The following is a 6,264-nucleotide window of genomic DNA, read 5'->3' on the forward strand; positions in this document are numbered from 1 at the left end:
CCTCGGCCGAGGCCGTGCTACTGTCGATTTCAGTTGCAGTTGTGGTTCCCAAGACTTCAAGTGCCCCAGGCGGCCCCCAAGGCAGCGGGAGCACTTTTTCCATCTCCGGATTCTCCGGTGGGGCAATCATCACGGCGACATGGTTTCCGCGCGGTGCGGACACCGATGATCCCCAGAAGGAGAAACGTCATGAGCACGGGCACCGTGAAGTGGTTCAACGCGGAAAAGGGCTTCGGCTTCATCGAGCAGGACGGTGGCGGCCCCGACGTGTTCGCCCACTACTCGAACATCGCCTCCCAGGGCTTCCGTGAGCTGCAGGAAGGCCAGAAGGTCAGCTTCGACATCGCGCAGGGCCAGAAGGGCCCGACGGCCGAGAACATCGTCGCCGCCTGATCCTGGCGCACATGCCGCAGCAGGGGCCCGCATCCTTCGGGGTGCGGGCCCCTGCTGCGTAAGCCCCACCGAGCGGTTCCGCCCAGGGGCCGCCGCGGCCGTCGGCCCGGTCACCGCCTCCGTGCCGCCCCTCCGCCGCTCACACTTTTCCGGCCTCTTTCCGGCCCGTTCTCCGGCGGTTCAGCTTTCATGCCCCATTCGAGACCGTCGGGAAATCTTCCGTTCCGCTCCTTCACCGCGGAAATTCCTTGATGCGCCTCGCACCGAGGAAGGTCCCGCATGAACAGCACGCACCAGACCCGCCGCCCCTCGGCCCCGGACGGCGAAGACTCCGCCTCCGGCCGGCACGGGGCCTCCCGCTCCGCTCCGGCCGTTCCCGCCCTGCCGGCGGTCGGATCGTTCGCCGAACTCGGTCTGCCGGACCGGCTGCTCGCCGCGCTCACCGCCGAGGGCGTCACCGTGCCGTTCCCCATCCAGGGCGCGACCCTGCCGAGCGCGCTCGCGGGCCGGGACGTCCTGGGGCGCGGACGCACCGGCTCCGGCAAGACACTGGCCTTCGGGCTCGCCCTGGTGACCCGTACGGCCGGCACCCGGGCCGCGCCCCGGCGGCCCCTCGCCCTCGTCCTCGTCCCCACCCGCGAGCTGGCGCAGCAGGTGGCCGAGGCACTCGCTCCGTACGCCCGCGCCGTCGGGTCGAGGCTGGCCACGGTCGTCGGCGGAACGCCCCTCAGCAGGCAGACCTACGTCCTCCGGAAGGGCGCCGAGATCGTCGTCGCCACGCCGGGCCGGCTCAGGGACCTCGTCGTCCGGGGCGACTGCCGCCTGGACCGGGTGGCCGTCACCGTTCTGGACGAGGCGGACCAGATGACCGACATGGGCTTCGCCCCCCAGATCGCCGAACTCCTCGACCAGGTGCCCGCCGGGGGTCAGCGGCTGCTCTTCTCCGCCACCCTGGACCGCAGCGTCGACAGGCTCGTCGACCGCTACCTGTCGGACCCCGTCGTCCACTCCGTGGACCCCGCCGCCGGGGCGGTCACCACGATGGAGCACCACGTCCTGCACGTCCACCCCGACGACAAACAGGCCGCGACCGCCGAGATCGCCGCCCGTACGGGGCTCGTGATCATGTTTCTCGAGACCCAGCACGCCGTCGACCGGCTGACCGGGGACCTGCTGGCCCGCGGGGTGCTCGCCGCGGCCCTGCACGGCGGCAAGTCCCAGCCCCAGCGCTCCCGTGCGCTCGCGCGGTTCAGGAGCGGGCAGGTGCCGGTGCTCGTCGCCACGAGCGTCGCCGCCCGCGGCATCCACGTCGACGGACTCGACCTCGTCGTCAACGTCGACCCGCCCGCCGACCCCAAGGACTACCTGCACCGGAGCGGCCGCACCGCCAGGGCCGGAAACCCCGGCAGCGTCGTCACCCTGGTCACACCGAAGCAACGCCGCGCCACCGCCCGTCTCATGTCGGCGGCGGGCGTCGAGCCCCTCGTCACCCGGATCCGTCCCGGGGAGGCGGAACTGCGCCGCATCACGGGCGCGCGGACCCCCTCGGGCGTCCCCGTCCCCGGGGCGTAGCCGCCGTCCGGAACGGCGGCCGACGGACCCCGCGCCACCCCGCACGTCCTCCCTTCCCCGCCAGAAGCCGCTCGTGACACCCGCACCGACCCGAACCCCGCCCCGCCCGCACCGGGAGAACCCGCCCGGAGCGCCCCTTCCCTTCCCCTGTGAGGTCCCATGCGCTGTGTGATCGCCCGATTCCCGTTCGAGCTGACGGAGAGGGGGGTCCTGGAGGCGATGGAGAGCGTCGTGCCCGAACCCGTCTCCGGCCCGTTCGTGACCATCGGACACCGTGACTACCCGGCCAAGCAGGTCGGCGCGGTCGTCACGCGCCAGGACCGCCGCGACTTCGGCGTCGGCGAGGTCCTCCGGGCCATGACCAGGCTCGGCTTCACGTGCGGCACGCGTCCGGCCGCCTCCGCCCCGGCCGTCACCGACCCGGTCCGGCGGGCGTCGCACCTCCTGGGCACACCCCCGGCGGCCTGACGGGCCGGCGGGACGGGAGCACCGCCCGTCCACCGGTCCGTCCGCGGTGCCGGTAACGGCACCGCGGACCGCGGCGTTACCCTCGGTGAACGAGCCGGGCCACCGGCCGCGCACCGGAAGGTCCGCCGGAGAGGTGAGAATGACAGCAGACGATCCGCTCGGCCGTCTCGACGACGACGACTACCCCGCCTACACGATGGGCCGGGCCGCCGAGATGATCGGTACGACGCCCGGTTTCCTCCGCGCCCTGGGGGAAGCCCGGCTGATCACCCCGCTCCGCTCCGACGGCGGCCACCGCCGCTACTCCCGCTACCAACTGCGCATCGCCGCCCGAGCCCGCGAACTCGTCGACCAGGGCACCCCCATCGAGGCGGCCTGCCGCATCATCGCCCTTGAGGACCAGCTCGAGGAAGCCCAGCGCATCAACGCCGAGTACCGCCGCGCGTCGGGCGAACCCGAGTCTCCCGCGACCGACTGAACCGGCCCGCGCCACGACGTGCCGGCAGGAGCGGTGGACAGCGGGTGGCTCCCGGGTCTCCGGCGCGGGTCCGCGTCCCGTCGCCCGCTCGTGTGAAGCCCCGGGTCGGCGAGTCCCTTCCCGCTCGAAGTGCCCTCCTGGGGACGTCATCTGACTTAGGTTCAGGCGCGGCGGACCGGTGCCGGGCGGGAAACGGCCGCGGTCGCGGTCTTCGAACGGGAGGTGCCCATGCTGGAGCAGATCGCCGAGGGCGTGCTGATCCACCGGAGCGAGTTGCTCCGGAACAACACCGTCGTCGTGCGGGGCGGGGACGGCGTGCTCCTCGTGGACGCCGGGATCACCGGCACCGAGATGACCTGCCTGGCGGACGACCTCCGCGAGCTGGGCCTGCCCGTGGTGGCGGGCTTCTCGACGCATCCCGACTGGGACCACGTCCTCTGGCACCCCGCACTCGGCGAGGCGCCCCGCTACGGCACGGCACGCTGCGCGGACTTCATGCGGGACGTGCTGTCGCACGCGGACTGGAGGACCGGCGTCACCGAGGGGCTGCCGCCGGAGATCGCCGAGGACACGCCGCTGGCCTCGTACGGCCTCGTCACCGGCCTGCCCGCCGGAACCGCGCGGCTCCCCTGGGACGGGCCCGAGGTGCGGATCGTCGAGCACGCGGCACACGCCCCGGGCCACGCGGCGCTGCTGGTCGCGGAGAGCCGGGTCCTCATCGCCGGCGACATGCTCTCCGACGTCTTCGTCCCCATGCTCGGCGACACCGACGACCCGGTCGAGGACTACCTCGCCGGGCTGGGGCTGCTGGAGGGCGTGGCGGACGACGTCGACGTCCTCGTCCCCGGGCACGGGTCCGTCGCCGGGGACGGGGAGGTGCGCGCGAGGATCGGACTGGACCGGGCGTACGTGGAGGACCTGCGCGACACCCGCGCCTCCCGCGACCCGCGGGTCGTCTCGCCCCGGCCCGGCTGGGAGTGGACGAGCGGCATCCACGAAGGACAGGTCCGGCGCCTCACCCGGGGAAACGGGCACGAGCGGACACCTTGACCGGAGGTCCGGCGCCTCACCCGGGGAAACGGGCGCACGTGGACACCTTGACCGGAGGTCCGCCTCCGTCCCGGGAGGTCCCTGCCGGCAGCCGTCGCCTCGACGGCGTCGCCGACCGCGAGGGGGACGGTCCCGCGCGGTCGCGTCAGCTTTCCGGGGTTCCGGCGGCGGTTCCGGCACCGGTGTCGGCGGCGGTTCCGGCATCGGTGTCGGCGGCGGCGTCGGTTCCGGCGTCGGCGGTACGGCCGCCGGTGCGGGCGTCCGGCTGGGCGGTGTCCTCCGCCGCCCGGGTCTTCTCGCGCATCCTGCGCACCAGTTCCGCCTTCCGGTCGGCGGCGCCCCGGCGGTCGAGGTTGCGGTGCGGCCCGTTGTCCTGCCGTTCGGCGCGGGACAGCTTCTTGCGCTGGCCGCCGCCCTGGCCCACGGGGTTGTCGATGTTCTTGCTGTCGGGCATGGGTTCTCCCGGTGCTGGTGTGAGGTGATCTACGGATGCGCCGGCGGGGACGGGCGCGGCGACGCGGAGGCCCGTCGCGCCCCCACCGGTGAATCGGCGTCTGGAAGACGGCCACGACGTTACCCGGTTCCGCCGGGCCCGCACGCCGGTGGGCGGGGCCGGTCCCGCCGCCCGCCCCGGTGGCCCGTACCGCGCCGACGCGGGCCGGGTCCGGTCATCGCGCGGGGGCGAGGAGGGTGCGGAGGCGGGTCGCCCAGGCACGGGGGTGGGTGGTGTTGCCGTTGTGGCCGCCGGGGAAGGTGACGACCGGGTGGCCGACGAGGGCGCTCAGGCCGTGGGCGGCCCGGTGGTCGAAGACGGTCACCGGGGTGGTGCGGCCGGTGGCCGGGAGGATGCGGGTCGGGGTGCCGGAGAGGCGGTCGCGGCAGCCGGGGTCGGCGCGCAGGGCCGTGAACTCGTCGGAGATGAAGCGGGCGAAGTTCCTTCGGCGGCGCGCGTCCATCGGGTGCGGGGTCAGGTCGGGTTCGGTGTCGGCGGCGGCCGGGTCGATGCCGAGGGAGGCGACGATGGCCGGCAGCGCGGCGGGCAGACCGCCGGTCGCGAACAGGTCCTGGATTCCGGCCAGTTCGCGACGGTGGGCGTCGGCCTCCGCGTCCGTTTCGAGGAGCCAGGGGGCGACGGGCTCGTGGGCGATCAGGGTGTCGAGCCGTGCGCCGTGGCGGGCGGCCAGGTGCAGGCCGATGACGGCGCCGAAGCTGCATCCGAGCATGAGCGCCGGACCGTCGGCGGTGTGGGCCAGGAGCCGGTGGGCGTCGTCGGTGTGGTCGGCCACGGTGACGGGGCGCCCGGGGTCGTCGAGCGTGCTGCGGGACAGGCCGCGGCGGTCGTAGGTCAGGACCGTGAAGTCGCCGGCCAGGGCGTCGACGAGGTCGGCGGTGCGGCGGGCGTCGCCCTCGCCGCTCTGCGAGACGAGCAGGAGCGGGCCGGAGCCGCGCCGTTCGAAGTAGAGGGTCGCGCCGTCGACGGGGAGCAGGCCGGTGGTCATGGGTGGTCCTTCCTTCACGGGCGTCTCGGTGGAGGGTGACCCCACGCTATTCCATCGAATCCGATGCATCAATACTGATGCATCGGATTCGATGTACCTTTGTCGCGTGAACGGCATGGACCTGGCCCTGCTGGGCCGCACACTCATGAAGCTCGGCGAGGCCGCCATCCCCACCGAGGGCATCGGCGCGCACGGGACGAGCGCCCAGTCGGTGATCATCGTCGCGGCCGACGTCAAGGCGCACCCGGGCACGTCCGTCAAGGACATCGCGGCGCGGACCGGCTTCCCCCAGAGCAAGGTCTCCGGCTGCGTCGCGCGGCTGCGCGAGGCGGGCGCGGTCGAGGCCCGCACCGACCCGGCCGACCGCCGCCGCACCCTCCTCAGCCCCGCCCCGGACGCCTCGCCCCGCGTCGCCGAGGTCCGGTCCGCGACCGTCGACGGCGTCCTCGCCCGCGCCCTCGCGGACCCGGACCGACTGGACGAGGTCAAAGCCGCGCTGGACCTCCTCGCCGCCCACCTCGACCCGGGCGCCCTCAGCCGCGTCGAGGGCTGAGGCGGTACGGGCGGGGCCGCACGCGCTCCCCGCCCCTCCGGCCTTCCCTCCATCACCACGGGGTCAGGTCCGTGCCCCGTTCGCCCCGCTCGGCGAAGGACATGGGTCGCCCGACCCGCGCCGAAAGGGGGACGCGGTCGCAGGCGGCGTGGCCGCCGAACCGCAGCTCGCCCTAGGTTCTGTCGTCAAATGTCACGCCCACATCAGGAGTGATGCGAGAGTGACGGCTGCTTCGTAGGACTGGGCGGTCT

The 6,264-nt window shown here is 73.8% G+C and carries 7 protein-coding genes and 1 pseudogene; 6 read left to right on the forward strand and 2 right to left on the reverse strand.

Annotated features, from left to right (window positions below; genetic code table 11):
• The first annotated feature begins 189 nt into the window (after positions 1-189).
• The 5 genes from IE219_RS23010 to IE219_RS23030 all read left to right on the forward strand — a co-directional run bounded on the left by IE219_RS23010 (position 190) and on the right by IE219_RS23030 (position 3,961).
• Entirely contained in the window at positions 190-393 is a 204-nt protein-coding gene (locus IE219_RS23010; protein WP_189980504.1) for a cold-shock protein, read from the forward strand.
• A 279-nt stretch (positions 394-672) separates the two neighbouring features.
• A complete protein-coding gene (locus IE219_RS23015) occupies positions 673-1,965 on the forward strand; it encodes a DEAD/DEAH box helicase (protein ID WP_189980506.1) in 1,293 nt (430 codons plus the stop codon).
• Positions 1,966-2,124: 159 nt separating this feature from the next.
• On the forward strand, positions 2,125-2,433 hold the full coding sequence (locus IE219_RS23020) for an SCO5918 family protein (RefSeq protein ID WP_189980507.1): 309 nt from the start codon (positions 2,125-2,127) through the stop codon (positions 2,431-2,433).
• A 139-nt stretch (positions 2,434-2,572) separates the two neighbouring features.
• Complete coding sequence (locus tag IE219_RS23025) at positions 2,573-2,911, forward strand: MerR family transcriptional regulator (RefSeq protein WP_189980509.1); 339 nt, start codon at positions 2,573-2,575, stop codon at positions 2,909-2,911.
• 228 nt (positions 2,912-3,139) lie between these two features.
• A complete protein-coding gene (locus IE219_RS23030) occupies positions 3,140-3,961 on the forward strand; it encodes an MBL fold metallo-hydrolase (protein ID WP_189980511.1) in 822 nt (273 codons plus the stop codon).
• 250 nt (positions 3,962-4,211) lie between these two features.
• On the opposite strand, the pseudogene IE219_RS32305 reads toward IE219_RS23030, so the two are convergent.
• Both IE219_RS32305 and IE219_RS23040 read right to left on the reverse strand, forming a co-directional pair.
• Positions 4,212-4,415, reverse strand: a pseudogene (locus tag IE219_RS32305) (DUF6243 family protein); the annotation flags it as partial.
• Positions 4,416-4,629: 214 nt separating this feature from the next.
• A complete protein-coding gene (locus IE219_RS23040; RefSeq protein WP_189980515.1) occupies positions 4,630-5,460 on the reverse strand; it encodes an alpha/beta fold hydrolase in 831 nt (276 codons plus the stop codon).
• A gap of 115 nt (positions 5,461-5,575) precedes the next feature.
• On the opposite strand from IE219_RS23040, the gene IE219_RS23045 reads away from it, so the two are divergent.
• Positions 5,576-6,013, forward strand: a complete 438-nt coding sequence (locus IE219_RS23045) for a MarR family transcriptional regulator (RefSeq protein ID WP_229849954.1) — start codon at positions 5,576-5,578, stop codon at positions 6,011-6,013.
• Positions 6,014-6,264: the final 251 nt, after the last annotated feature.

The sequence above is a fragment of the Streptomyces termitum genome (assembly GCF_014650175.1).
GTDB lineage: Bacteria > Actinomycetota > Actinomycetes > Streptomycetales > Streptomycetaceae > Streptomyces > Streptomyces termitum.

Excerpts from the sequence above, each read along its gene's own strand:
- IE219_RS23010 (WP_189980504.1), top strand. The coding sequence starts at position 190 with ATGAGCACGGGCACCGTGAAGTGGTTCAACGCGGAAAAGGGCTTCGGC.
- IE219_RS23015 (WP_189980506.1), top strand. The coding sequence starts at position 673 with ATGAACAGCACGCACCAGACCCGCCGCCCCTCGGCCCCGGACGGCGAA.
- IE219_RS23020 (WP_189980507.1), top strand. The coding sequence starts at position 2,125 with ATGCGCTGTGTGATCGCCCGATTCCCGTTCGAGCTGACGGAGAGGGGG.
- IE219_RS23025 (WP_189980509.1), top strand. The coding sequence starts at position 2,573 with ATGACAGCAGACGATCCGCTCGGCCGTCTCGACGACGACGACTACCCC.
- IE219_RS23030 (WP_189980511.1), top strand. The coding sequence starts at position 3,140 with ATGCTGGAGCAGATCGCCGAGGGCGTGCTGATCCACCGGAGCGAGTTG.
- IE219_RS23040 (WP_189980515.1), bottom strand. The coding sequence starts at position 5,460 with ATGACCACCGGCCTGCTCCCCGTCGACGGCGCGACCCTCTACTTCGAA.
- IE219_RS23045 (WP_229849954.1), top strand. The coding sequence starts at position 5,576 with ATGGACCTGGCCCTGCTGGGCCGCACACTCATGAAGCTCGGCGAGGCC.